Below are 630 nucleotides of genomic sequence, written 5' to 3'. Positions count from 1 at the left end.
CGGGTGGGGTGATGGCGTTGAGGGAGCGGATGTAGGCGAGGGATTCGGGTGCGCCGTGCAGCCGGTCCATGCCCGCGTCCTCCCACTCGATGGAGATGGGGCCGTCGTAGCCGATGTGGTTGAGTGCGCGGAAGCACTCCTCCCAGGGCACGTCGCCCCGGCCGGTGGACACGAAGTCCCAGCCGCGGCGGGGGTCGGCCCAGGCGAGGTGGGAGGCCAGGCGGCCGCGGCGGCCGTCGCGGGTGGCGACCCGGGCGTCCTTGCAGTCGACGTGGTAGATCTTGTCGGCGAAGTCGAGGATGAAGTTGGCGGGGTCCAGGCCCTGCCACACCATGTGGGAGGGGTCCCAGTTGAGGCCGAAGGCCGGGCGGTGGCCGATGGCCTCCAGGGTCCGCACGGTGGTGTGGTAGTCGTAGGCGATCTCGCTGGGGTGCACCTCGTGGGCGAAGCGGACGCCGACTTCGTCGAAGACGTCGAGGATGGGGTTGAAGCGGTCGGCGAAGTCGGCGTAGCCGGCTTCGATCATCGACGGCGGGACCGGCGGGAACATGGCCAGGGTGTGCCAGATGGAGGAGCCGGTGAAGCCGACGACGGTCTTGACGCCGAGTTTGGCCGCGGCGCGGGCGGTGT

At 70.3% G+C, this 630-nt stretch carries 1 protein-coding gene; it reads right to left on the bottom strand.

Features of this window, described 5'->3' with window-relative positions:
* A partial coding sequence (locus HHX30_RS40370) for a sugar phosphate isomerase/epimerase (protein WP_169989219.1) occupies window positions 1-630 on the bottom strand: 630 nt, incomplete at both ends.

This window comes from Microbispora sp. H10836 (genome assembly GCF_012999525.1).
Lineage (GTDB): Bacteria > Actinomycetota > Actinomycetes > Streptosporangiales > Streptosporangiaceae > Microbispora.
The sequence above is the reverse complement of the archived record's forward strand: the minus strand, read 5'-3'. Positions and strand labels throughout refer to the sequence as shown.